Origin of the sequence: Stakelama pacifica, assembly GCF_004361835.1 — a bacterium.
In the GTDB taxonomy this organism is placed as follows: domain Bacteria; phylum Pseudomonadota; class Alphaproteobacteria; order Sphingomonadales; family Sphingomonadaceae; genus Sphingomonas; species Sphingomonas pacifica.
This window is the reverse complement of record NZ_SNWD01000006.1, coordinates 165,213-189,545: the sequence shown is the minus strand read 5'-3', so window position 1 is coordinate 189,545 and position 24,333 is coordinate 165,213. Positions and strand designations below refer to the sequence as shown.

The 24,333-nt window shown below is 62.5% G+C and carries 14 protein-coding genes and 1 pseudogene; 3 read left to right on the top strand and 12 right to left on the bottom strand.

Features of this window, described 5'->3' with window-relative positions:
• Positions 1-82 (top strand): annotated as a pseudogene (locus EV664_RS10820) (IS5/IS1182 family transposase); the annotation flags it as partial.
• A 394-nt stretch (positions 83-476) separates the two neighbouring features.
• On the opposite strand, the gene EV664_RS10815 reads toward EV664_RS10820, so the two are convergent.
• Positions 477-2,075 carry an RNA-directed DNA polymerase gene (locus EV664_RS10815; RefSeq protein ID WP_133495718.1) on the bottom strand — a complete coding sequence of 533 codons (1,599 nt, stop codon included), beginning with the start codon at positions 2,073-2,075 and terminating at the stop codon, positions 477-479.
• Between the two features lie 148 nt (positions 2,076-2,223).
• Complete coding sequence (locus EV664_RS10810) at positions 2,224-4,281, bottom strand: ATP-binding protein (RefSeq protein ID WP_133495717.1); 2,058 nt, start codon at positions 4,279-4,281, stop codon at positions 2,224-2,226.
• A gap of 802 nt (positions 4,282-5,083) precedes the next feature.
• On the opposite strand from EV664_RS10810, the gene EV664_RS10805 reads away from it, so the two are divergent.
• Positions 5,084-6,985 carry a potassium transporter Kup gene (locus EV664_RS10805; RefSeq protein ID WP_229668207.1) on the top strand — a complete coding sequence of 634 codons (1,902 nt, stop codon included), beginning with the start codon at positions 5,084-5,086 and terminating at the stop codon, positions 6,983-6,985.
• Here the strand turns inward: EV664_RS10805 and EV664_RS10800 are convergent.
• From EV664_RS10800 to kdpF, 7 genes are all read right to left on the bottom strand, one after another.
• Positions 6,982-7,197 carry a hypothetical protein gene (locus tag EV664_RS10800; protein WP_133495715.1) on the bottom strand — a complete coding sequence of 72 codons (216 nt, stop codon included), beginning with the start codon at positions 7,195-7,197 and terminating at the stop codon, positions 6,982-6,984. The genes EV664_RS10805 and EV664_RS10800 overlap by 4 nt on opposite strands.
• Positions 7,198-7,323: 126 nt before the next feature.
• Positions 7,324-8,016: a response regulator gene (locus EV664_RS10795; protein WP_229668208.1), complete on the bottom strand. Its 693-nt coding sequence runs from the start codon at positions 8,014-8,016 to the stop codon at positions 7,324-7,326.
• Positions 8,006-10,678, bottom strand: a complete 2,673-nt coding sequence (locus EV664_RS10790) for a sensor histidine kinase (RefSeq protein WP_188656399.1) — start codon at positions 10,676-10,678, stop codon at positions 8,006-8,008. The genes EV664_RS10795 and EV664_RS10790 overlap by 11 nt, the downstream gene beginning before the upstream one ends.
• A gap of 133 nt (positions 10,679-10,811) precedes the next feature.
• On the bottom strand, positions 10,812-11,381 hold the full coding sequence (locus tag EV664_RS10785; RefSeq protein WP_133495713.1) for a potassium-transporting ATPase subunit C: 570 nt from the start codon (positions 11,379-11,381) through the stop codon (positions 10,812-10,814).
• Positions 11,382-11,394: 13 nt separating this feature from the next.
• Complete coding sequence (gene kdpA / locus EV664_RS10780; RefSeq protein ID WP_133495712.1) at positions 11,395-13,059, bottom strand: potassium-transporting ATPase subunit KdpA; 1,665 nt, start codon at positions 13,057-13,059, stop codon at positions 11,395-11,397.
• A gap of 111 nt (positions 13,060-13,170) precedes the next feature.
• Entirely contained in the window at positions 13,171-15,207 is a 2,037-nt protein-coding gene (kdpB, locus tag EV664_RS10775; RefSeq protein WP_133495711.1) for a potassium-transporting ATPase subunit KdpB, read from the bottom strand.
• Between the two features lie 11 nt (positions 15,208-15,218).
• Positions 15,219-15,308: a K(+)-transporting ATPase subunit F gene (gene kdpF / locus EV664_RS10770; protein ID WP_133495710.1), complete on the bottom strand. Its 90-nt coding sequence runs from the start codon at positions 15,306-15,308 to the stop codon at positions 15,219-15,221.
• 222 nt (positions 15,309-15,530) lie between these two features.
• Here kdpF and EV664_RS10765 point away from each other — a divergent pair, with 222 nt between their 5' ends.
• Positions 15,531-17,387: a glycoside hydrolase family 35 protein gene (locus EV664_RS10765; RefSeq protein WP_133495709.1), complete on the top strand. Its 1,857-nt coding sequence runs from the start codon at positions 15,531-15,533 to the stop codon at positions 17,385-17,387.
• 79 nt (positions 17,388-17,466) lie between these two features.
• On the opposite strand, the gene mprF is transcribed toward EV664_RS10765, so the two are convergent.
• From mprF to EV664_RS10750, 3 genes are read right to left on the bottom strand one after another with little or no spacing between them, the layout of a single operon-like run.
• Positions 17,467-20,052: a bifunctional lysylphosphatidylglycerol flippase/synthetase MprF gene (gene mprF, locus EV664_RS10760; RefSeq protein WP_229668209.1), complete on the bottom strand. Its 2,586-nt coding sequence runs from the start codon at positions 20,050-20,052 to the stop codon at positions 17,467-17,469.
• Positions 20,053-20,080: 28 nt separating this feature from the next.
• Entirely contained in the window at positions 20,081-20,839 is a 759-nt protein-coding gene (locus EV664_RS10755) for an AcvB/VirJ family lysyl-phosphatidylglycerol hydrolase (protein ID WP_133495708.1), read from the bottom strand.
• A 46-nt stretch (positions 20,840-20,885) separates the two neighbouring features.
• Complete coding sequence (locus tag EV664_RS10750) at positions 20,886-24,239, bottom strand: trifunctional glycoside hydrolase family 18/polysaccharide deacetylase/glycosyltransferase family 2 protein (protein WP_133495707.1); 3,354 nt, start codon at positions 24,237-24,239, stop codon at positions 20,886-20,888.
• Positions 24,240-24,333 lie beyond the last annotated feature (94 nt).

Below are 24,333 nucleotides of genomic sequence, written 5' to 3'. Positions count from 1 at the left end.
CACCCGCTACGATCGCTGCGCCCACACGTTCATGTCAGCTATCTGCATCGCCGCAACCGTCATCTTCTGGCTGCCGCAATGAGTCCTGAGCCTAGGTCCTGCTGCGCCAACATAGCGGCCGTTCGCTAGCTCATTCGGGGCGTCGATAGCTGCTGTTTGTTCACACCAAGTGCGTCCGGCTCCCCGGAGTGCGGTGAACCGGACGCAGGGTCAGATTTCGGTTCTCTCCGATAGTGTCAAAGCATCGTCGACATCGACGCCCACGCAGGCAGCAGTCTGGCTTCCTGATATCCGCCTTTCGTACATCCGGGTTCGTAGCCACAGCTTCGCGCGCAATGTGGAACGGGTCGCTATCCGAATCCTGATAAGAGAAAGCTGACCGATGTTCCGCCGGCCTCTCGGTCGCGAGAGCGTGCTACGCTTCCCCTCACGCAGCCGGCTGGTGAATGGTTTTTTGGTCACGGCGTAAAAATGACTCAGCTGACCTCGTGCGGCTCGGATAGCAGATCGCAAAGTTTGCCGTGGTTTGCCTTCAGCCAGGAAATGTAGGTCGCGGCGAACGGCGTGGTCAGCTGTGGCAGTGCGACGGCGAGCCAATTCTTATACTCGTCGAGAGGAAGACACATCGCCGCCATCAGCGCGGCGGGCTTGTCCCATTCGCTCAACGACCCGAGCTGCGTCTTCAACGCTCGGAAATATGGCCGGTCGTTGGCGAGCCCGCGAAAGAAAAAATGCGAGCGGCGCTCAACGACGCTGCGATTGAAATCATAGTGTTGCCATTCGGCGAGCGTGACGGGAAGGGTGCCGTCGACGAAGAGGTTAAGTAGCCATGACCGTACAAAGGCGAGATCGGCGTAAGGGGACATGCCGAGCAATTCGATGACGCGCGTCTTTACTATGTCGACAGGGAAATCACCCTGTTTCGCCGCCGCGCTCAGAGCGAGACAATATTCGCGGGGTACATAGTAGAGCAGCTCAGCGTGGCGATCGAGAAGGCGCTCCGCATCTATCCCCGGCAGAAAGCGCAACGTCCGCAGCACGGCCTTGAATACCGAAAGATCGATCTGCTTCGTGTCGCCAATCTGGTCGAGCCTATCCATCAGAAACTCGGCCGAAATGAAAGGATTGTTGATCAAATCCTCATCAGTGGGCTCATCGTCATCGCCATAGCTTAAAGTGATGAAAGCCCGCATCTTCTCCATCTCGGAATGCGTGAAAACGTCTTGCAGCCGGTTCTTGGACGTTCGCTCAATTTCCTTGACCGAGACGAGCTTCGTTTTGGAGACGTTGAGCGATAGCCCTTCAGTTACCATCAGATGTTCGGCAAGTCGGCACAGGATCGAGTGCGCCTCCGCCCCGGGCGGCACTGCAATGCGGAAATCGTCGACATAGCGGCTGAATTTGAGGCCGATGTTCGTTAGCAGCATATCAGTGTCGTTGAGCAGGCATTCAGCGAGGAGGCGCGAGGCGGCACTCCCGACCGGCAGACCATAAGATTGTCGCGCCCGGGTCGTCTTAATAATCTTCTTGATCAGCTCTCGCGGACCATCGGGGCAACCCGCGTCCGCCAGGACATTCTCGATGCGATGGAAATAGATGCGCTGATAGAAGTCCGAGATATCAGTGATGATGGCCGGACGGTCCTCGGCGAATGGATTTTCGGGGCCACCAAATTCCGACAGGTGCGCAAGCCACTGATGATAACCTCGTCCCGATTCGAAAATCCTGAAGCCATCCTCGTCGGAGTAACGATAGGCGAACGCCTCGTTGCGCTCTTTGGGGAGCCGTGCTGCCTCGAGCGTCGGTGCGCAATCTAGAAGGGCCGCCAGGTAGATCACGTTATCTGAAGCCGTGAGCTGGTGGGCAATCCTGAACCCCAGCCAAGATTTCGGCGTCAATGTTTCGATTGCGCTGGCAGGTAAATACTGCCCGACGTTGAGGGTTTTGCAGTCGGCAGCAATCGCCTCCGGACGTTCGATGAAGCAGCGCATTTCGGGCAGCCGCGGGAACAGATCGGTGTCGCCGAAGGCGCCTAGATGGCGAATGGCGCGTCTGACGCTCTCAACGCTGATCATTTAGCTCTCCCCCGGCAGTCGATGTCCTGGCAAAGGACACGCAATGAGGATAGAGAGCCAGACGATTTGCACCACCCGCAAGCGAAGCAGCTTTGGAACTGCGGCGCGGCCCTCGAGTGTACCGCCGGCAGCGTCTCTCGCACCTCGCCTAGGCGCCGTCGCTAGTTGCGACCGCATTCTCAGCACGGACAGCTTGTTGTTTCGGATTGGGGCGTTCTGGCATGGATGGTGCCGCATCTTCGCGTAGCTCGCGGATTTGTTCACTGAAATGCACCATGACCGGACGTCTTGATAACGAGGCCTTGCCGACGAGGATTCCGTGGCGCGGCTTTAGGTTGGGAAGCGATTTCACATGAAACGCGCCCATGTAGTTTTTTAGGAAATCAAAGCCTGTTTCGTCGAACTGCTGTAGCGCGATCATCGTGTTGCACTGATTGAGAACACTTTTGGTAACATTGGCCGTTCTCTGCGCCACGATTAAAAAACCAAGGCCATATTTTCGAGCTTGAAGGACTATCTGGGATGTTTTGTTGACTTCCTCCTGTAGAGACTTCTGAGGATTAAAGTTCCACTCGGGAATGAGGAGGTGAGCCTCTTCGAGCACGATTAGGACCTTCGGTTTTGGCTCCATAACCTCTTCCGCCGTTCGCTGCTTCTTGCACCAGTCCAAGCATAAGGATGCCATGCTCCTTGCTTGCTTAATTGGCGTCTCGCTGAAGCTCGCAGTTTCCAGAATTCCGATATTGTGATCAGCTGAATCAAGAAAGTCGCGGCAAGCCCCTTTGCGATCTAGCATAACCGCATCACCGAGGTATTTTTGATAGTCACCAGTCGGATCGATACAAACTACCTTTACGCCCTTGGCGGCAGCCTCTTCGATCAGCCTAAAAGTCAAGAATGATTTGCCGCTGCCAGTGACTCCAAGAATACCAGTATGATAGAGAATGAGGTCGTTGATACATGCATTGACCTGATATCTTGAGCGAGGAACTGCGCCGAGCGTGATCTCGTCGGCCTTGAGCTCATAAGCTGGCGCTGGCTGGTCCTCACCGACCAGGAAAACAGGCGCGCGCTCGCGCGCAACCCAATCATGTGTTTCGAAGCCGCCTCGTTCATCGTCCCACGAGCCGACCTGCTCGGCCTCTCCCTCGACGAACGCACGGGTGCTCTCACGGAGTGAGGCCTCCTCGTCGATCAGTCCTTCAAACACCTGATAATACACCGACGCCGGCCCGGATTTCACCTGCAGCAACGACCCCGCACTAATCGCAGGCGCACCGAACACTTCGAATTTGATCCGGCTAATGTTCGTGCCTCGCGCCACCGTCCCGACAACGCGCCTCAATTCGTTCAGGGTAATGTTTTTGTCGCGAGCAGCGAAAACCTCACACTCCTTGGCAGATACCTCGACCATAATGGAACGATCGTTGATGTCAGCTTCTTCCACAGTTTGGTTAATAAGGGCGACGGCGACCCTCGTCTCCGAAGCCGACGAACGCTCGCCGATCACCAATCCGAGGCAATGGCATTGCTTTGATCCCGCCTGCATAAAGCCCACGACTTCGTGGAGCCTCACCTTTTCACCGGGCATACGGCGACAAAATACGATTGAGGGGGCTAGAAGGGAATGGGCCATGCCGATGATGCGGCGTCCGCGGCTTGTCCTTCGATGTCTGATTACTCCTTCGAGATTCAAGTTGGCGACGAGCAGAAACAGCGCCCACGTAATCGCGAACAACCGCGTCCTGGGCTCGTTCACATCGAAATAACTCAACAGCGCTAGTACGAAGACAATCGAAAAAATCACCTCGGCTCGACCAAGCCTAGTGACTATTTGATACGTCGCCCGTCGCCACGGATTGTTCTCCAGCCTAGCTTCCCGCCCGGGATCCCAACCCAAGAACAAGGCTACCGAGCCAATCATCAATGCGCTCCAACGCAGTGTTTCCCACCAAGCAGCGTTCGGAGGATTAGACAGGGTCGAAACCGACACGAACACTGCAAGGCAGTTCACGAATACATCGTTCGGTTTGGTGAAGCGGTATTCAACAATAAACCGCCCAACTAACAGCGCCATTAAGCCAGCGTGAAACCAAATCGCGTCCGGCCCGGACGGGGGGACGAGCTTACCCGTGTGGAGCCAAAGCAATGCCAACAGCACGAAGGCAAGAGCGCAAAAAATTCCTAAATTAATATTCTTCGACATCAGCCTCCCCCAAGGTTGTAGCTATATTCTACTTTTCGCCGTGGCGAAATAACGAGGAGGTGACGTAGAGCACCGGCGCGACGTAGATGTCGGCTTTCGAGATTGTTTAGCACCGCCGCCAACCCCCGCCTCCGAGCGCGAACTGACATGCCATTTTGTCGTCTGGAATGTCCGCTATCCCAATCGGCACTCCTGAAAGGAGCCGTTCCGGAGTGTCCAACATTTCGGTCAGATTGAGTCCGCTGATCCGATGTCCGCTTTCAGCTTAGCCCCGGCGATACCTGTTTGTCCGATTCTGGGGCGCTGAGATGAGCTGCCGGTCCGCCGGCGTAAAGATCGCTATCACAGTCCTCGGCGTTTTGGATCTTCCGACGCCGCCGGCGTCGCCAAGATTCCGAACCGATGACGGCTAACCGAACCGCTCGCCGATCTCGCAATTTAGGTGCTTGACCTTCTCACACGCCGGGATACAACCCGAAGATCATTTGCGAAAACCCTAGGTTTTCTGCGGCATACCAGTTCACGCAAATGTGGAGCAAAATCCCGTTACCCGCTCCATTTCCGCAACGTCAGCCTTCCTGAAATCGTCCAACCTCATGCGTCGCTTGCGGGCTTCGCACCGGCAGTGATCTCTCAACTCCGTTCGAGTCCGTCTTTCAGCATCGTGCCGCGAACATGCGGCGTCTTTATGCTTTCTTTATGCGCTCGGCAGCGGAATCATCTTCCTTATTTATGGCCTTGCGCGGCAGATGTCAGAGTATGTGGGTCGCGCGTCGAAGCGATCGATTTTTGCGAGGCCGGATTGACGACAGGCGCTGAACCTCATGAACGCGATTCCTTCGCGGCGCTTGCGCTGGGCGCGGTCGGGGTGGTGTTCGGCGATATCGGCACCTCGCCGCTTTATGCGTTTCGCGAAGCGCTGGGGCAGGTCGATCCGTCGACGATCGGGCCGGAGGCGATTCTGGGCGTTTTGTCGCTGGCGCTCTGGGCGCTGATCCTGATCGTCACGACCAAATATGTCCTGTTCCTGATGCGCGCCGACAATGAAGGCGAAGGCGGCGTGCTGGTTCTGATGTCGCTCGCGCAAAAGGCAGTGAAAGGGCGGTCGCTCGTCATCTTCGCGCTCGGCGCTGCCGGTGCGGCGCTCTTTTACGGCGACGGGATCATCACGCCCGCGCTGTCGGTACTTGCCGCTGTCGAGGGGCTGCGCAGCGTGCCTGCGTTGCACAGCATCGTCACCGATCAGGTCATTATCGCCGTCACCGTGCTGATCCTGATCGCGCTGTTCGGCGTGCAGTCGCGCGGCACGGCGAGCGTTGCGAAGCTGTTCGGCCCGATCTGCCTCGTCTGGTTCCTGACGCTGGGCGCGCTCGGCATCCTGCACATCGCGGACGAACCCGCGATTTTTCAGGCGCTGATTCCCTATCACGGCGTCGCATTCCTGCTGTCGCACGGCACGACCGGGCTTTTCGTGCTCGGTGCTGTGTTTCTGACCGTCACCGGCGCCGAAGCGCTGATTGCCGATATGGGCCATTTCGGGCGACTGCCGATTCAGACCGGCTGGTTCGCGCTCGTATTTCCGTGCCTTGCGCTCAACTATCTGGGTCAGGGCGCGTTCGCGCTCGCGACGCTGGAACAGGTTCGCGCTGCCGGTGAGGCATTCACCAATCTCGACTGGTTCTTTCTGATGGCGCCGCAATCGCTGCGCGTGCCGCTGGTCATCATGGCGACGCTGGCGACGATCATCGCCAGTCAGGCGGTTATAACCGGCGCATTTTCGATCACGCAGCAGGCGATTCAGCTCGGCCTCTTGCCACGGCTCAAAATCCGCCAGACTTCGGCGCGCGCGGCGGGGCAGATCTATCTGCCGGTCATCAACGCGCTGCTGTTCGTCGGGGTCATCATTCTCGTCTTTTCGTTCCGCAGTTCGTCCGCAATGGCGGCGGCCTATGGCATTGCCGTGACCGGGACGATGGTCATCACCACCTCGCTCGCCTTTATCGTGGTGTGGAAGCTGTGGAAATGGCGGCTGCCGCTCGCGCTTGCGGTCATCGTCCCGTTTCTCATCATCGATCTGGTCTTTTTCGGCGCCAATATCCTGCGCGTGGTCGAGGGCGGGTGGGTGCCGCTGCTTGTCGCCGGGATGGTCGGCATGGTCATCGCCACCTGGGCGCGCGGGCGCCGTCTGCTCGACGAATATACGCACGACCATAGCGTCGATATGGACGAATTCGCGCGGGTGATCGAACGCCGCCCGCCGCAGCGCGTGCCCGGAACCGCCGTCTATATGACGACCTCGCCCGACCGCACGCCGACTGCACTGCTGCACAATATGAAGCACAACAAGGTGCTGCACGAACATAATCTGCTGGTGAAGATTGTAACCGCCCCGGTGCCGCTCGTACCGCCCGGCGAGCGGTGTATGACGACGCGGCTGAACGCATATTTCGAGCAGGTCACGCTCACCTATGGCTTCATGGAACAGCCCGATGTGGCGCGCGATCTCGACATTGCCGCGCCGTCGAGAGAAGCGCCTTCCTTCATCCTCGGCCGCCACACCTGGGTTGCGACACGGCGCAGCGGCATGCCGTTCTGGCAGGACAAATTGTTCAGCTTCATGATGCGCAATGCGACCGATCCGACCGATTTCTTCCGCGTGCCGCCCAACCGCACCGTGCAGATCGGCGAGCAGGTCGCGATCTAATCCCGACCGGATTGCCGGTATTTCGGCGGCACATATGTGCGGAAGAGGGTATCGCCCTCGATCAGAAGAGCCGCTCCGGCTTCGCCTGTCAGCACCACGACAGCGGCCAGGGCGATCTCGATCGCGTCCGGTGCGTGAGGAGGCGTGTCAGTGGCGCATCGGCGCAATCCCCAGACCGCACATGCACAGACGATCAGGAGCATAAAGCCCATTAATCGCGTCCGCAGCGCCCCGGATTTTGAACCAGCTTCCATACCGGGATACTGGCGCTGAACAGGATAAGCATTCGACGGGAATCAGGGATTTACCGCATAAGGTTTGCGTAAAAGCCGCCCGGATCACTCCTGCTCCATCAGCCGGTATCCGACCGCCGGTTCGTTGCGGATCAGCCGGGGCTGCGCGGGATCGGCCTCCAGCTTGCGTCGCAATGCGCGGATGGCGACGCGAAGATATTCGATATCCTGCGCATGTGCGCTGCCCCATACGGTGAGAAGCAAATGCTGATGCGTCACCACCCGCCCGGCATGGCGGGCAAGCTCGGCAAGAACGCCATATTCCTTCGGCGCGAAATGCACCTCCTCGCCGCCCCGCCTGACGATATGCGCGTCGAGATCGATATGGATATCGCCAAGGACGATGCGCGACTTCTCCCCCCGCGCCGCCTGACGATGGCGCAGACAGGTGCGTACGCGCGCGAGCAATTCCTCCGTATCGAACGGCTTCACCAGATAATCGTCAGCGCCCAGATCGAGCGCAGCGACCTTTTCCTGCACTGCCTCACGCGCGGTCAGCACCAGCACCGATACTTCCAGGTCGCGCAACGGACCGATCAGTTCGAGCCCGTCCCGGTCGGGCAGGCCGAGATCGAGGATCGCGAGCGCCGGCCGCCGGGCACTCGCCAGCCGAAGCGCCTCGGCAGCGCTGGGCGCTTCGATCGCGCCATACCCTGCGCGGTCGAGCGCGCGCAGCACGAGCAGCCGGATCGATGGTTCGTCATCGATTACCAGAATGGCGCGGTCGTCACTTGCCAAGAGGCTGTTCCTTCGGTCGGATGATGAGCGATTGCGGAAAATACAGGCTGAAGATCGCGCCGGTCGCGTCGCTGCGGTTCGCGGCATGCGCTTCGATCCCCAGCGCTTCGGAAAACCCCCTGACGATGGCGAGGCCAAGGCCGGTGCCGCCGGTACGGTCCGAACCCTCGACCCGGGTAAAGGTGCCGAACAATTCTTCCTCCCGGCCCGGCGGCAGACCCGGCCCCTGATCGAGGATCGCGAGCCGCAGCCCGTCGCGCTCGCGCCGCCCCTCGATCCGGATTTCGGTTCCCTCGCCGCTGAATTTCGCGGCATTGTCGATCAGATTGATCAGGATGTGATGGAGCAGGCTGGGATCGGTGCGGACCAGCGGCAGATTGACCGGAACGTCCAGCCGAACCTTCCGCCCCTCGCGCGCACCCTTCACATCGTGCACCGCCGACGCGATCGCATCGGTCAGATCGGTGGCTTCGGGCTGGGGATGGATTGCGCCCGCCTCGATCCGGGTCATATCGATCAGATCGTCGAAAAAGCGCCTGAGCCGCTGCGTCTCGGCGCGGATCGTGCTGAGGAGCTGTGCACTGTCCGGCTCGGCCTCCAGTGCCTCGACGCCTGCCGTCACGGCCGTCAGCGGCGTTTTCAGGTCGTGCGCGATCGACGAGAGCAGCGCGCCGCGAAGCTGGTCGCGCTGTTTCAGCGCCACGACCTCGCGCATATCGTCTTCCAGCTTCAGCCGTTCATGCGCAAGCGCCGCCTGATCGACCAGACTCATGAACAGCACCGCGCGGGTTGCGGGCACCGGGTTCCCGGCATCGCTGCGCGACACGCCGAGCACAGCCAGCGTACCCAGCGCGGTCCTGAGCGGGTGAAAGCGCCATTCCGATGCCGTCAGCGTGCCGGTACCCCGCCCCGCCGCTTCTCCGCGCTCCCATGCCCAGTCGGCCGCCGCATTGTCGATCGCCGAAAGCTCCGGCGCGCCCGGATAGGCGGCGGTGATGACGAGCGCGCCGTCGCTGCGCGAAAGCAGCATCGCGTTGACGTCCATCAGCCGCGCGATTTCTGCGCAGACGGTGCGCGCGGTTTCGCCCTGTTCGGACAGGCCGCCCAGCGTTCGCGCGAACCCGGCGATCGCGGCGTTTTCGCGAGCGCTGCGCGCGCCGATCTCAGCCTGCGCCTTGACTCGTCCGGCCAGCTGGCTGGTCAGCACGGCGACGAAAATCAGCACGAAAAAGGTTACGACATTTTCGGGCTCGTAGATTGTCAGCGTATAGCGCGGCGGGATGAAGAAGAAATTATAGGCAAGCCCCGAAGCGATTCCCGCCGCCACGCCCTTGCGAAGCCCGTACAGGGTCGCGGCACCGATCGTCGGGATAAGGAACAGAAGGTCAGTGCTGCGATAGCCGATCAGCGGTTCGATCAGCCGACCGGCCAGCACCATCGCCGCCACCGCGATCAGACTCCACAGATAGTCCTGCCAGCGCTCCGGAACCGGGGTCCTTCTGCCATGATCTGCCGGTCCGGATTCACCGAGCGGCAGGACATGTACGGCCACGCCGCTGCTCTGCCGCACCAGCTTGTCGACCACCGATCCGTGGCGCAGTTCGAACCACCAGCTGCGCTGCGACTTGCCGAGAACGAGCTGGGTCGCGCGCGATGCGACGATCTGTTCGGTCAGTCCGTCGAACACCGATCGCGCCGGCACCGTCACCATCGTGGCGCCCAGCGTGGCGGCAAGCCCGAGATTCGCCGCCAGCCGCGTACGCTCGGCATCGGTGAAGCGAGCCTCGCGCGGGGTTTCGATATGCAGCGCACTCCAGGGCGCGCGCAAGGCATCGGCAAGCCGCTTTGCCGCGCGCACCAGCGCATCGGCGCCCGGATGCTCCCCCACCGCGACCAAAATGCGCTCGCCGCCCGCATAGGTGCCGACAAGCGCATGGCTGCGCAGATAATCGAGCATCTGCGCATCGACTGCCTGCGCTGCCCGGCGCAGCGCCAGTTCGCGCAGCGCCGACAGATTCGACTTCGAAAAGAAATGGTTGAGCGCCCGGCTCGCCTCATCCGGAATATAGACCTTGCCCGCCTTCAGCCGCTCGATCAGGTCATCGGGCGGAATGTCGACGACTTCGATCTCGGCATCGTCCAGCACATGGTCCGGCAGCGTTTCGCGGACCCGCACTTTGGTGAACGACGCGACAACGTCGTTCAGGCTTTCGATATGCTGGATGTTGAGCGTCGAATAGACATGGATGCCTGCATCGAGCAGCTCCTCAATATCCTGCCAGCGCTTCTCATGCCGCGATCCGGGAGCGTTGGTGTGCGCGAGTTCATCGACCAGCGCGATTCGGGGCCGCCGGGCCAGCACCGCGTCGAGGTCCATTTCGGTGAGCCTGTGGCCTTCATAAGCGATCGGGCGACGGGGCAGGATCTCGATGTCCCGGGTCAGTGCCTCGGTATCGGCGCGGCCATGCGTTTCCACCACGGCGATGACGACATCCGCCCCTTCGCGCTGCCGCTCGGCACCTTCGCGCAGCATCTCATAGGTTTTGCCGACCCCCGGCGCAGCGCCGAGAAAGACCTTCAGCCGCCCGCGCCCCTCCCGCGTCGCGCTTCGCAGCAACGCCTCGGGCGACGGGCGCATCGCGTCGGGATCATCGGGGTTCATCCCTATGTGCCTGCGCGCTTTGCGCGATCCTGTCCAACCCCGATTTGCCGGTATGCAAAAAGCCCGCTCCGGACGCATTTGCCCGGAGCGGTGAGGGTCACCAGTGTCGCAGGAGCGTCTTCCGGTGAAAGCGTCATCGCGGTCCAGCTGTCTCCGCCGCATCCAGCGCGCGGTTGAGCGCGAGTACATTGACGATGCGATCGTCGGTGAACGGCCCGCCGGGGCGATAGGCGAGCTTCGCAACGACCGCGCGCACGACCTCCGGCGCAACGTTCCGGGCGGCGGCGATGCGCGGCACCTGATACAGTGCACCGGCTTCGCTGATATCCGGATCAAGACCCGCACCTGAGGCCGCGGAGAGATCGGCGGGCAACGGATGGCGCGCTTCGGCGCCATAGCGCGCGACGATCTCGCGCCCGCGCTCGGTCAAAGCAGGGCTGGTCGGGCTTTTGTTGCTGCCCCCCGCCGCATCGGCCGCATAATCGACCGCCGAGGGGCGGGGCCAGAAATAGCGCGGTGCCGTGAAATTCTGCGCGACATGCGCGCTACCAATGACATGGCCGTCGGCGGCAAAGACGAGCCCGCCCTGCGCGCCCGCCGGATTGACCAGCTGCGCCGCGCCGAGGATCAGCGCCGCATAGCCCGCAACGCAGATCAGCATCGAAGCGATGACGATACGAAGGCTGGAAAGGATCAGGGACATGAATCTGGCTCCCTCAACGCATATAGGTGACATGTTCGGCGACCGGGCCGATCGCGGCTGCCGGGAAAAAGGTGAGCGCGCCGAAGATCAGGATCGTGATGACCAGCATCACCGCAAAAGTGCCGTTCTCGACGCCCAGCGTGCCCGCTGATTCCGCCGCGCGGCGCTTTGCCGCGAACGATCCGACAATGGCGATCGGCAGGATGACCGGAATGAACCGCATGGCGAGCATCGTGATGCCCGTGGCGATATTCCACGGCACCGTCGCATCGCCCAGCCCTTCAAAGCCCGAACCGTTATTCGCCGCTGCCGAGCTGAACTCATAGAGTATCTCGCTGAACCCGTGCGGCCCGGCATTGCCCACCGTCCCCGCGCCCCAGCTTGTCGCGGCAAAGACCGCCGTGCCGACCAGAATGAAGAATGCATGCGCGGCAAGCGCCATGATGGCGAGCTTCACCTCGCGCCCCTCGACACGGTGGCCAAGATATTCGGGCGTTCGTCCCACCATCATGCCTGCGACGAACACCGCGACGAGAATATAGAGGAACATGTTGATCATGCCGACGCCGACCCCGCCAAAGGTCGCGTTCAGCCACATGCCGATCATCGGCATCAGCCCGGTCAGGGGGTTGAGGCTGTCATGCATCGCGCCGACCGATCCGTTGCTGGTCGAGGTGGTGAGCACTGCCCAGATCGGCCCGCCTGCCGCGCCGAAGCGCAATTCCTTGCCCTCCAGGTTGCCGACATTCTGCGCGATGGGCAGGCTGTCAAAGGCGCGTGTGGGAGCCTGTTCGAACCACAGCGCGCCAGCGGTTTTCAGCACCAGAAAGCCGAGCATCACAGCAAAGATCAGCCGGGCATGTTTGGGCCGTCCGATGATCCGCCCGAACATCCATACGCACGCCATCGGCACGATGATGATCGCCGCCATGGACAGCGCGTTGGTCCAGAAGCCCGGATTTTCGAGCGGATGCGTCGAATTGGGTCCGAAAAAGCCGCCGCCGTTCGTGCCGAGCTGCTTGATCCCGACGAACGCTGCCACCGGACCGCGCGCAATGGTCTGCACCGCGCCCTCCAGCGTGGTGGCATGGACAGCCCCGGCGAAGGTCATCGGCACCCCGCCCGCTACCAGCAGCAATGCGACGATGATGGCGAGCGGCAACAGCACCAGAAAGGCGCTGCGCTGCACATCGACGAAGAAATTGCCGAAGGGCCGCCCGGCAAGCCCGCGGGCGAGCGCGACCAGCGCTGCGATGCCGCTCGCCGCCGACACGAATTGCAGCCACATCAGCCCGCCCAGCTGGCTGAAATAGCTAAGGCTCACCTCGCCCGAATAATGCTGCAAATTGGTGTTGGTGACGAAGCTGGCCGAGGTGTTGAAGACCATCGCGGGATCGAGCGCGCCCTTCGCGTCCGGATTGAACGGCAACCATTGCTGACCGGCAAGGATCGCGAAAACGACAAGGAACATCGCCGCATTGAAACCGAGCAGCGCGAACAGATAGCCTTGCCAGCCCTGATCGCCGCGCGCCGCCGCGCCGCCGATATGTTCGAACCAGCGGGTCGGGCGGACGAACCCCTGCGGATCCATGGCACGCGCCATATAGCGGGCGAGCGGGAGCGACAGCAGCGCGGTGCCGCCGATAATGAGGGTTGCGAGCAGCAGTGCATCGAACATGGTGAAATATCCCGCGATCAGGCGTGCGCCGCGAGGCGGACGAGCCCCGCCAATGCCGCGAACAGGAAAAGGCCGAGAAAGAGATAGGCGAGGATCATGAAAGGCACTCCGTCATGCGAGGCCGAGCGCGCTGACCGCGAGATCGATCAGCTTGATGCCGATGAACGGGGCGATCAGGCCGCCAAGGCCGTAGAGACACAGATTGCGCAGCAGCAGCCGGTCCGCTCCGATCGGGCGATAGGCGACGCCCTTCAGCGCGAGCGGAACGAGCAGCGGAATGATGACCGCGTTGAAGATGATCGCCGACAGTACCGCACTCTGCTGGCTGGCCAGCCCCATGATGTTGAGCAGGCCGAGCTTTGGATAGAAGATCGCAAAGATCGCGGGGATGATCGCGAAATATTTGGCGACGTCATTGGCGATCGAAAAGGTCGTGAGGCTGCCGCGCGTCATCAGCAATTGCTTGCCGATCCCGACCACCTCGATCAGCTTGGTCGGATCGCTGTCGAGATCGACCATATTGCCCGCTTCGCGCGCTGCCTGTGTACCGGTGTTCATCGCGACGCCGACATCGGCCTGCGCAAGCGCGGGCGCATCGTTGGTGCCGTCGCCGCACATTGCGACCAGCCGCCCCTCGCTTTGTTCCTTGCGGATCAGCGCCAGCTTGTCCTCGGGCGTCGCTTCGGCAAGGAAATCATCGACCCCCGCCTCGGCAGCGATTGCCGCTGCGGTCAGCGGATTGTCGCCGGTGATCATCACCGTGCGAATGCCCATCCGGCGCAGTTCAGCGAAGCGCTCGCGAATCCCTGCCTTCAATATATCTTTGAGATGTACCACGCCGAGCAGCGCGCCGCCCTGCGCCACGGCAAGCGGGGTGCCGCCCGACCGGGCGATTTCGTCGGTGATGCGCCGCAACTCCGCCGCCGCCGGGGTGCCGCTCGCGGCGCACGCCTTCACGATGGCATCAACCGCGCCTTTTTCGATCAGCAAGCCGCCGCTGCGCACCCCCGAAATCCGGGTCTGTGCGGAGAAGGGAATGATTTCGGCGTCGTCGTTCAGCGTTTCGGCGGCAATGGCATGGCCTTCGCGCGCCAGCTTCACGATCGAGCGGCCTTCGGGCGTTTCATCGGCAAGGCTCGCGCGATGCGCCGCTTCGGCGAGCTGTTCCACCGTCACGCCCTTTAACGGGCGGAACGCGACGGCGTGGCGGTCGCCGACCGTCACCGTCCCGGTCTTGTCGAGCAGCAGGACATCGACATCGCCCGCAGCCTCCACCGCGCGCCCCGATTTGGCGAGCACGTTGAAGCGCACCAGCCGGTCCATCCCTGCAATGCCGATCGCCGACAGCAGGGCCGCGATCGTCGTCGGGATCAGCGCGACCAGCAGGGCGGCGAGCAGCGCGACGGGCACGCTGTCGCCCGAATAGGCCGCAAAGCCGGGAATCGTCGCCACCGCGACGAGGAAGATAATGGTGAGGCCGACGAGCAGTACGGTCAGCGCAATCTCATTGGGCGTCTTTTTGCGCTCCGCCCCTTCGACCAGCGCGATCATCCGGTCGAGAAAGCCCGCCCCCGGTTCCTGAGTCACGCGCACGGTGATCCGGTCGGAGATGACGCGCGTTCCCGCCGTCACTGCCGACCGGTCGCCGCCCGCTTCGCGAATGACGGGCGCGCTTTCGCCGGTAATCGCCGCTTCGTTGACCGAGGCGACACCCTCGACCACCTCGCCATCGGCTGGGATCAGGTCGCCGGTCTCGACCAGCACGAGATCGCCGCGCTTGAGCGACGATGCGGGAAGCGTTTCGTGATCCTCGCTTTTGCCGCGCAGCCGCTTCGCGACCAGCTCGGCCTTGGTGGAGCGCAGCGATGCCGCCTGCGCCTTACCACGCCCTTCGGCGAGCGCTTCGGCGAAATTGCCGAACAATACGGTGAGCCACAGCCAGAAGACGAGCTGAACGTTGAATCCGATGCCGCCTACGCCCTGACCGGCGATCAGCAGCACCGTGAGCAATGCCGCGACGACCGCCGTGGTGAACATCACCGGATTGCGGATCAGCAGGCGCGGATCCAGTTTGCGGAAGGAATCGCCGATCGCCGGACCGATCAGGTCGCGGCGGAACAGCGAGCGCGAAGCGGAGCCGGACGCCATTGCGCTCCCCCTCAAAACCGCTCGGGCCGCGCAAGCGCGACGAGCAGATAGACCATTAGCCCCAGCGCGACGACCGCGCCGAGCCACAGCTCGACCGACATGAAATACCTCCCGAACAGCTGGCGTCAGTGCCGACCGTGCAGATGGCGTGGAGGGGCATCAGCTTTCCATGGGAAGATCGACGCGCGGGCATAAGCATCCCGTAAAGATTGTGGGCCGAAGGGCGCTCCTGCCGGTCATCCTGCCGGGCACGCGATGAGCGATCCCGGCTTTACTCAGACAACTTCTCCGATATAAAATATGATATATAATGGGAGAGAGGGATGCGGTTCGTAATTTGCTACAGTCTCGCGCTGGGTGCGATCGCGCTGGCGGGGATCGCACCCGCTGACGCAGCGCAAGGCGCATCGGCCGGAACACATAGTTTTGTTCAGAGCGGCCATGGCTTTCTGCTCGACGGCAAACCGTATCAGGTCATTTCGGGCGAAATGCATTATGTTCGCATCCCGCGAGAATATTGGCGCGACCGGCTGCGCAAAGCGAAGGCGATGGGGCTCAACACCATCACCACCTATGCCTTCTGGAATGTGCATGAGCCGAAACCCGGCGTCTATGATTTCAGCGGTCAGCACGACATCGCCGCCTTTATCCGCGCTGCTCAGGCCGAGGGGCTAAACGTCATTCTTCGCCCCGGTCCCTATGTCTGTGCCGAATGGGAACTGGGCGGCTATCCCGCATGGCTGCTGAAAGATCGCAAGCTCGTGCTGCGTTCGCGCGATCCCGATTATACCGCAGCGGTCGATCGCTGGATGATGCGACTGGGCAAGGAAGTGAAGCCGCTGATGCTCGCCAATGGCGGGCCGATCGTCGCGGTTCAGCTCGAAAATGAATATGGCGCGTTCGGCGATGACAAACAGTATCTGAAGGATCTGGAGGCGACCTATCGCCGCGCCGGACTGGCCGATGGCGTATTGCTGACCTCAAACCAGCCGCAGGATCTTGCCAAGGGATCGCTGCCCGGCATTCCCGCTACCGTCAATTTCGGATCGGGCAATGCGCAAAAGGCGGTGACCGCGCTGGAGGCCTTCCGGCCGGACGGGTTGCGCATGGTCGGCGAATATTGGGCGGGATGGTTCGACAAATGGGGCGAGGAGCATCATGAAACCGATGGCCGCAAGGAAGCGGAAGAACTCCGTTTCCTGCTGAAGCGCGGCTATTCGGTATCGCTCTATATGGTGCATGGCGGCACCACCTTCGGATGGATGAACGGCGCCGATTCGCATACCGGCACCGACTATCATCCCGATACGACCAGCTATGATTATGACGCGCCGATCGATGAAGCGGGCAATCCGCGCTACAAATACGGGTTGATCGCGGCAGCAATCGCCGATGCGACGGGCAAGCAAGTCGCGCCCGTTCCCGCTGCGACCAAAGCGCGGACGTTCGCGGTATCGCCGATCCGGCGCAGCGCGTCGCTGTGGAACAACCTCCCCGAACCCGTGCGCGCCGAACGCCCGATGACGTTCGAGGAACTGGGTCAGAATTACGGCTATGTCCTGTATCGCACCGCGCTGACCCGGGGGCCGGCCGCCACACTGAAACTGGCGGGGATGCACAGCTATGCGCAGGTCTATATCGACCAAAAGCTGATCGGCACGCTCGACCGCCGACTGGGTCAGGAAAGTATTAAGCTGCCCGCGCGAACGGCCCCCGCCACGCTCGACATTCTGGTCGAAAATACCGGCCGGGTGAATTATTCGCATGCGATCCGTACCGAACAGACCGGGCTGACCGGCGGTGCGACGCTGGACGGGGCGGCGGCGACCGACTGGCGCATGTACCGCCTGCCGATGGACGATGTTTCGACGATGAAACTGACCGACGCGCCCTGCACCGCCCCCTGTTTCTATGAAGCGGAAATGACGGTCGATACACCCGTCGATAGCTGGATCGATATGCGCGGACTGCATAAGGGGCAGTTCTGGATGGGCGACCATAATCTGGGGCGTTTCTGGTCGATCGGTCCGGTCCACACGCTCTATGCGCCTGCGCCCTGGATGCACGCAGGGATCAACCGCCTGCGCTTTTTCGACCTTCAGGGCGATGGCAGCGAACGCCTCACCACGGTCGATGCACCGATCTATGGGGCCGTGACCAATATTCGCGACGCGCAGTAACCGCACTTGGGAGGGGCGCGGCAAGAAACGCCGCGCCCCTCCCTGCGCTATTGCAGATTCGCAAAGTGCGGCCGTGCGGTCAGTCGCCGATGAGCGCCATCAGGTCGACCAGAGCGCGCGGAGAACCGAGGCCCGGCGGTGTCGCGATATAGCGCGGGACCCAGTTGGGGCGGAACTTCTCCTTGTAATGGCGAAGCCCCGAAAAGCCGTAGAGCGCCTCTGCATGGCCATAGATCGCATGCCCGATCCGCGACCAAAGCGGCGCCAGCTTGCGCCCTGTCAGGCCCGATAGCGGCGCCATGCCCAGATTGAATCGTTGATAGCCCTGTTCGATGCCCCATTGGATCAGCTTCACGAACAACAGGTCCATGGTGCCGTTCGGCGTATCGGGGAAATGCCGCATCAGATCGACCGACAGCTCCGAGCGGTTTGCGGTCGCCCATAGATTGGCAAAGGCAATGATCCGGCCGTTCATACGCAGTACCGCCATGTCAAAATGCGCAAGATATTCGGGCGAGAAATGGCCGATGCTGAAATGCTTTTCCGCGCCCGCTTTGCTCTGCAGCCAGGCGTCGGAAACCGCCTGCAACTCCGGCCCGATCGCCGGAAGATCGGCGGCAGGAATAACCGAAAATTCGATGCCGAGGCTCTCGCCCCGCCGCAATGCAGCGCGAAACTGCTTCGCCGCCGGGCCCTGAAGCGAAAAGGAAGCGAGATCGACATGCGCCTCCTCGCCATATTTCATGATCTGCAACCCGATCTCGATCAGCAGCGGCAGCAGATCCTCGCTCGCCTGATAGAAGCACAGCCGGCCATGCGCCCGGTCGCAATCGCCGCGGATTCGCCATACCAGTTCGGGCCATGCCGCCATCGGCCCGACCGGATCGCCCATCACTACCCAGGTCCGTCCGCGCAGCTGGTACATCAGGAACGCATCGCCCGAGGCGGAGATCAGAAATTGCTTGTCGCCGGTATAAGCGAGCGCAGCATCGGTGCGATCGGCGGCGGCAAACGCCGCTTCGGCAACGTCGCCCGGAAGCTCGGTTGCCCCGATCGGACGCACCGGCGCCCAGATCAGCCGCCACCATGCCACCCCGACCAGCAGGACCGTGGCGCCGAGGCTCGCCCGCAAAAAGCGCGGCGCATTGCCCTTCCATGCGAACGCCCACCACAGATCGTCGCTATAGGCGACATGCTTATAGGCGAACATGCCCGACCAGATGCTGAGCACGACGGCCAGCCCCGCCGCCAGCAGCCATGCGCGCAGCAATGGCGCGTCGAGCACGCCCGCCCGGCGATAGAAAGCGGGGCGGCAATACTGCAGCAATGCGGCGATGATGCCCAGGACGATCGCCTCTTCATAATCGACGCCCTTCAGAAGCGAGAAGACCATCCCCCCGATCAGCAGCAGCCGCGCGACGTAAAAGCCGTTACGGATGCGCGCATTGATCGCGGGGGCGACCAGCAGCAGCGCGGTGCCGACCAGACTGGCAAGGAAATGCGATCCGTCGATAAAGGGTAGCGGCAGGATATGGCGCAGCATCGACAGGCGCGAATGCACCGCAGGGAGCGCGCCCGAAACCAGCAGCACCAGCCCGCCGCCGAACACCAGCAACGCCAATAAGGAGGGCGCGAGCGCCTGCCCCACCTTGTCCGCGACCGAAACGCCGCGCACGATATGGCGGCGCAGCCGGCGTGCCTCGCCCACTGCTACGATCACCGCCGCGATCAGCAGCGGCAGCAGATAATAGATGATGCGATACAGGAGCAATGCGGCGAAGACTTCGCTGCGGCCCTGCGGCACGGTCGCCAGAATGACGGTTTCGAAAATGCCGATTCCGCCCGGCACATGCGTGATCAGCGCCGCAAGCAGTGCCAGCGCATAGGCAAGAAAGAACGCGCCGAACGTCTGCGGCGTCGCGCCGGGGACGAGCACGAACAAAGCCGCCGATGCCGCGAGGAGATCGATCGAGGCAATGCCGATCTGCGCGCTCATCAATGCCGGACGGGGGATCGGCAGGCTGAACCTGCCCCATCCGATCCGCGACACGCCGCGCATCCGCATCGCAAAAACCGTCAGGAGGAGCGCAATCACCAGCCCGCCCGCCAGATGCTGGATGAGGGGCGAGAGCGTCACCGGCCCCAACGGGATCGGAGCGGCATCGAGCAGCAGCGCGAGCGCGGCGACGACGAAGATGCCGCCCCAGAACGTTGCCGACGCGATCAGGCTGACCTGCGCGACTTCGCCGAGATCGAGCCCGGCAGCGGCATAGACACGGTAACGGGCCGAACCGCCGGTCAGCAGCGACAGGCCCAGATTATGGCTGATCGTATAGCTGGTGAACGAGGCAAGCGCCGCAGTGCGCCAGCGAATGGGCGAACCGATCGCCCGCAGCGCGAAAAGATCGTAAAAGGTAAGCGCGAAATAGCTCACCGCCGTCAGGCCGAGCGCCAGAACCATCCGGCTGACGGGAATTTCATGCAGCGCACCGCGCACCTGTTTCAGATGCACTTCGGCGAGAACGTTGTGCAGCGCTGCAAACCCCAGCGCGGCGATCAGCAGGATTGCCGCCACGGTCAGTTTCCGGCGATGCCGCTCCACCCATGCAAGGATCGCGGTCTGATCGAAACGCCGCTTCATCGCCCTGTCCGCCGTTCGGTGCATATCGTGTTCCTCAGATTCGTACCATGGATCACGAATGTGACTTCTGGACGGACGCTATCGCCGGACCGATCGCAGTGAAGATCGCGCTGGTCAGCCGTGTCGAGTCGCCCTTCAGAAAATGGCCGCCGGGCAGTTCGATCACCGTCGCTTTCGAACCCAGCAGCTGAGGGCACAGGCTGTCATGTTCGCGCGCGCCATAGATGCAGACGATATCGGCCCAGCGCGCCGCCTCCAGCGATTTGGCGGGAACAGAATCGGGCGTGCCGCGATAGTGCAGCCCGGTGGGATCGGCACGGAAATAGCCCGTACGCCCCGGCACTACCAGCACCAGCGCCGCGACCTTCGAACGCAGATCGTCGGGAAGCGCGGGAGCACCGGCGGCGAGGATATCCGATCCATAAGACTGACCGACCAACACCACCTTTTTCGCGTGCGTACGGCTCAGCGTGTCGCGCACCGCGTCCGCCACCAGATCGTCGACAAAGGCCCGATCGCGGCGATGGCCGAAAATCGCCGGGGTGCTGACGCCGACAACCGGCATGCCATGCGCGGCAAGCTCCGGCACCACATCGCTGCCGATGCCGAGATGCAGCCCCATATCGCCGGAAAAATACACCGCTGCCACCGGCGACCCGTCTGCCGGATTGCCATAGATATGCACCGGATCGCGGTCGAAATATCCGGCCACCCACAAAAGCGCGGTGCCGCCAAGCAGGAGCGCCAGGACGAGCGATCCGCCGAGGATAATGGCGATACGGCGCGAACGGGGGGGAAGTTTTGCTTTCATGACACCTACCTAAATGCGGGATCGTTTCGGCCCGATGGGAAGCGGATTAACAATCGGTCATGGTGGAATCGGCCGGCCCGGCGGGTGCACTCACCGTGCCCTTGCGCTCCAGCTTGCCCCAGCCGACGCCCCAGCCGGCGAGTGCGGAGCGCAGCGCGCGCAGCACCACCCAATACATGATCTGGCGATAGACGAAGCGCTGCGCGATCAGCAGCAGGGCGGGAAAGCGGCGCTCTCTTCCGTCCAGCCGATAGGCGGTCCAGCCGCAGACAAGGTCGACGGTGATGAACGCCGCCCAATATATGCCGATGCGCAGCACATCAGTCTGGGTCTGCGCCCAGCCATGCTGATGCACGCGAAGCGCGGTTCCCGCGATCGACAGGAGCAGGGCGAGGTCGATCAGCGGTGAAATCGCGGCGAACCCGATCTGGAACAGCCAGGCCTGCGGCATACCGATGAGCGCGAGTCCTGCGGGTTTGCGTGTCCGGATGACGGCGCGATGCTTCCACAGGCATTGCAGCGTGCCGAACGCCCAGCGATAGCGCTGCTTGGCGAGCGATCGGAAATTGTGCGGCGCTTCGGTCCAGGCGATGGCATCGGGATCATAATCGACGCGCCAGCCGAGCCGCTGAATCGCGATGGTCAGGTCCTGATCCTCGGCCAGCGTATCCTCGGGATAGCCGCCCGCCGCTTCGATCGCTGCGCGGCGCCATGCGCCGACCGCGCCGGGGACCACGGTGATCGCATCGAAGCCCGCCAGCGCGCGGCGCTCCAGATTTTGCGCGGTGACATATTCGACCGCCTGCCAGCGGGTAACGAGATTGACCCGATTGCCGACCTTTGCATTGCCCGCGACCGCGCCGATTGCGGGATCAGCGAACCAGCGCGCCAGCCGAGCGATGGTTTCGGGTTCGAACTGGGTATCGGCATCGAGCGCGATGACGATCTCTCCCCCACTGATCGCCAGCGCGCGGTTGAGCGCACGCGCCTTGCCGCCATTTTCCAGCGTCAGCAGCGTCACCCGATCGTCATCGCCAAAGGCGCGCGCTACGATCTCGCTCGTGCCGTCGCTCGATCCGTCATCGGCGACGATCACGCTCAGCCCCGGATAGTCGCTGCCGAGTACCCGGCGCACCGATGCCTCAATCACCTGCGCTTCGTTAAAGGCGGGGATGACGACCGAAACGCTCGGCGTATAGGGCTCAGGCGGCGCCCCCCGACGACGACGCTCGATCAGCGCGAGTACCGCCATCGCCACCGCGCGTGCGATGCCGAGCGTGATCGCGATGAAAAACATCCATTTGAGCAGCCAGGTCAGCCCCGCCATGATCGCAAACAGCGCAACATCGGCACGCACTGCGAGCAGATCGTCCCCGCCGACCGGCGGCATCGCGGCTTCGCGCGTCAGTCCGGCTAGCGAGGATACCGGCACGAAGCGATAGCCCCTTGCCTCCAGCGTGGTGATGATACGCGGCAATGCCGCCACCGTTTGCGACCGATCGCCGCCGCCGTCATGCAGCAGGATGATATTCTCCGATTTGTCTGGCGTCGCCGATTCTACTGCCGCGATGGTGCGCGCGACGATGGCGTCGGCGCCGGGACGCTTCCAGTCATCGGGATCCGCATGCAGCCCGATCTCGGTATAGCCGCGCTGCTGTGCCTGGAGCGCAGGGCCGATTTCATCGGCGGTCGTCGGCTCTGCGTCCCCGAAATAGGGCGCGCGAAACAGCCTTGTGCTGCGCCCGGTATAGGCCTCGATCAGCCGCTGCGTCGCATTGAGCTCGAACATCGATGCGCGCGGCCCGACATTGGCGAGATTTGGATGGGTATAGGTGTGGTTGCCGATCTCATCGCCATCAGCGACGATCCGGCGCAGCAATTGCGGATGTTCCAGCGCATTTTCGCCGATCACGAAAAAGGTGCCGGGAACGTGGTAATGTTCGAGAATGCTGAGAATTTTTGGCGTCCAGTCGCCGTCCGGCCCGTCGTCGAAGGTCAGCGCGACCTCATGATCGCGCGCGCCGGTACGGCGCACGACATAGGGTGTGGGAAGCGTGATATAGCGCTCTCCCACCGCGATATGCGCGGGGTCGAACATCACCTGCCGCGTGCCGGGGCGCGGAGTCGCGGTGATGCGCAGAATTTCGCCCGTGCCCTCGACGCTGACATTCGACGTCTGGGTAATGGTGGTGAGGTCGGGCAGGCTGCTGGTGCGATAGTCGCGAAGCGCGGGCCAGAAGCCGGGATCTTCACCGCCGAGCCGCCACAATGCGACGCCGCCTGCGCCCAGCGCCTCGCTGGCGCGCAGCTCGTTCCAGGCGGAGACGGCATCGAGCATCCAGACGTCGTGATGCTCGCCATTTTCGTCATAGCCGAACGCGGCATTGCCCGATTGGGGGTCGAAGCTGATTTTCGCCCCGCTTTCGCCGGCGGTCTGCCACGCTTCCTCGACCGACAACGCATCGGCGACATTGCCGTGCCAGTCATAGGCGTAATTGCCGATCGCCACGATGACCTTTTCGGGCGGAACGCTGCGCAGCGTGTTGCGCAGCACGTTGATGAACCAGGGCTGCGGCGCGATCGGACCGCTCTGACCGCCCTGCCAGTGATAATCATAATCCATCAGGATCAGCCGGTCGCTGATCCGGGCAAAGGCAGCCGGACTCCATGCGGCATCCTCGGCGGGAAGCGTGACCGCGACGATCAGTCCCTTTTTGCGGAACAGCCGATGCACCTTTTCGATCAGGGCGCGATATTGCGGTATCTGCCGCGGTTGCAGCGATTCGAAGTCGAAGACGATTCCGGCATCGCCATGACTCATCACGCTGTCGGCAATGGCGTGGGCAAGCGTGTCGCTTGCCTTCGGATCGGCGAGCAGCCGCGCGGTCTGCACCGTCTCCCATTGATCCTTTGCGACATTCTGCACCACGGGAAGCACCTTGGGTCGGGATAGCGCGGCGTGCAGAATACGATCGAAGCGCGGATCGTCGATCCGTTCCAGCGCATGGTCGGGCCGGGTGACCTGCATCAGCGCCGGTGCCACCCAGTCGAGCGATCCGATATGCTCGCGCAGCGACGTCGCACTGGTTTCGTCCCAGGGGACGTAGAAGCCGAGCGTGACCGGCGCGCCCTTCGCTGCCGAATGGCGATGCGGCAGCCATGCGGTGGCGCGGCGGGCATCCGACCGTAGCCGGTGGCCGATCGCCGCGATCTGGGTGCGCAGCGGGGCGGCACGCGGCATTTCGAAATTGAGCGGCAGGTCGCCATGCGTCGGCAGATCGACCAGCGTCAGCGCGAATATCGCGATCCCCACCGCTATTACGATCCAGCCGAGCAGGAAGAAGCGGCCGGACCAGCGACGGCGCTTTCCGCTGGCATCGAAAAAAACGGGCTTTGACATCGGCCGGGCAAAATCCATCAACACCGACGGCATGAAACCGGCAGTTATGTTCGCCCTAACCCCGCCCCCCGTGCCGCGCGGTGACGGGTGGATT

Bases quoted from the DNA above. Each gene is read 5' to 3' on its own strand.
- EV664_RS10815 (WP_133495718.1), bottom strand. From the start codon at position 2,075: ATGATCAGCGTTGAGAGCGTCAGACGCGCCATTCGCCATCTAGGCGCC.
- EV664_RS10810 (WP_133495717.1), bottom strand. From the start codon at position 4,281: ATGTCGAAGAATATTAATTTAGGAATTTTTTGCGCTCTTGCCTTCGTG.
- EV664_RS10800 (WP_133495715.1), bottom strand. From the start codon at position 7,197: ATGGGCTTTATGCTCCTGATCGTCTGTGCATGTGCGGTCTGGGGATTG.
- EV664_RS10790 (WP_188656399.1), bottom strand. From the start codon at position 10,678: ATGAACCCCGATGATCCCGACGCGATGCGCCCGTCGCCCGAGGCGTTG.
- EV664_RS10785 (WP_133495713.1), bottom strand. From the start codon at position 11,381: ATGTCCCTGATCCTTTCCAGCCTTCGTATCGTCATCGCTTCGATGCTG.
- kdpA (WP_133495712.1), bottom strand. From the start codon at position 13,059: ATGTTCGATGCACTGCTGCTCGCAACCCTCATTATCGGCGGCACCGCG.
- kdpB (WP_133495711.1), bottom strand. From the start codon at position 15,207: ATGGCGTCCGGCTCCGCTTCGCGCTCGCTGTTCCGCCGCGACCTGATC.
- kdpF (WP_133495710.1), bottom strand. From the start codon at position 15,308: ATGTCGGTCGAGCTGTGGCTCGGCGCGGTCGTCGCGCTGGGGCTAATG.
- EV664_RS10765 (WP_133495709.1), top strand. From the start codon at position 15,531: ATGCGGTTCGTAATTTGCTACAGTCTCGCGCTGGGTGCGATCGCGCTG.
- mprF (WP_229668209.1), bottom strand. From the start codon at position 20,052: ATGCACCGAACGGCGGACAGGGCGATGAAGCGGCGTTTCGATCAGACC.
- EV664_RS10755 (WP_133495708.1), bottom strand. From the start codon at position 20,839: ATGAAAGCAAAACTTCCCCCCCGTTCGCGCCGTATCGCCATTATCCTC.
- EV664_RS10750 (WP_133495707.1), bottom strand. From the start codon at position 24,239: ATGTCAAAGCCCGTTTTTTTCGATGCCAGCGGAAAGCGCCGTCGCTGG.